General features: G+C 65.5%; 1 protein-coding gene. It reads right to left on the bottom strand.

Annotated features, from left to right (window positions below):
- Positions 1-639: class I SAM-dependent methyltransferase (locus ACIA8X_RS46865; RefSeq protein ID WP_393462901.1), on the bottom strand; the 639-nt coding region annotated here is incomplete at its 3' end.
- Between the last annotated feature and the right edge of the window lie 643 nt (positions 640-1282).

Below are 1282 nucleotides of genomic sequence, written 5' to 3'. Positions count from 1 at the left end.
ACCGACGACACAGCCCTGCCCACCGAACTCACCGCATAGCCTCAAAACGAGATCACCGAGTGGCCGTCGATACACCACTCCAGCGGACGTGACCTCCAGCACCTGCGCATACCTCAGCCGGTCGCGGCTGCTGGTGCCGCAGGACGCTTCCAGCGTGGTGCCCAACCACCCTTCCAGACACCCGCGCAGAGCACGGGACCATGCACTGTCCTGCAGCCACAGCGGCGTTCCGTTCGAAATCACCGCGATGCCTCCACCTCTACGGAGCAGCGGCGACACGGCGCGGAAGAGTTCATCGTGCTGCATCCAGTGAAGCGCCTGTCCGATGACCGTCAGCGCCAGCGACCGCTCTCCCATCAGTGCCCTCAGCGCCGGAACATCGGTGTCGGCACCGAGCATCCAGGTCGCGTTCCGGATCCCCTGGGCATCTGCCGCGTCCCGGGCCAGTCGCAGCATGTCCGGCTCGGGGTCCATTCCCACCACGGAACGAACCCGGGAAGCGAAGGGAAGGGCAAGCTGGCCAGTGCCACACCCCACGTCGAGCACGACATCGGCTTCCGACAACTCGAAGGCTTCTTCCAAGGCATCAAAAACCTGGGAAGGGTACCCACGCCGGAACTTCGCGTAGTACTCGGCCACAGCGCCACTGAATCCCACCGTCATACCCCCACCCTGCCGGGCATCCGCCCCACCGGGAACCGCTCGCACCGGATGATCGCTTTCCGCTGAACCTGGGACAGATCCCCCGACGACCTGGTGCAGATGCTCTCCTTACGCACCCGAGTGACATCGAAACTCGCCGACATTTAGAGGCTCACAGGTCCTCGGCTGACATCGGAACTCATCGACAAACGACACTCGTCGAGAGCTACGCACCCACCGCCCCTTGTCGACCTGGTCAGCCGCATGTCCAAACGCCAACGGCCAGCCGGTCGAAGCACCAAGAGGGGCACCACGAGAGCACCAAGAGGGGCCCTACGAAGGGCACCACGAGAAGCAACCAGCCGGGGCGCAGCCTCTGCAGGCGTCGGCCGTGCGCTGACCAGCCATGGTCGAGGCTGGACGCGACACGGCCGCAGGCATGGTCGGCCTGATGGTGGGTCGTAGTCGGCCCGACCATGACGGCACGAGCCGTGCTTCGCGGGGCGTCCGGGCGGGTGATTTTCCCCCGCGTACGCGGGCGCAGTCCTAGAGGTTGTCCCGTATGGGGCGTGAGTTATCCGGTGAGGGCCATGTTGTGGAGCCGGGCGATGCCGAGCATGGCCTGGTGAACGCCGTTGCC

The sequence above is a fragment of the Streptomyces sp. NPDC051738 genome (genome assembly GCF_044453205.1).
Classification (GTDB): domain Bacteria; phylum Actinomycetota; class Actinomycetes; order Streptomycetales; family Streptomycetaceae; genus Streptomyces.
Note: the sequence above shows the minus strand (reverse complement) of the source record. Positions and strands in the feature narration are given on the sequence as shown.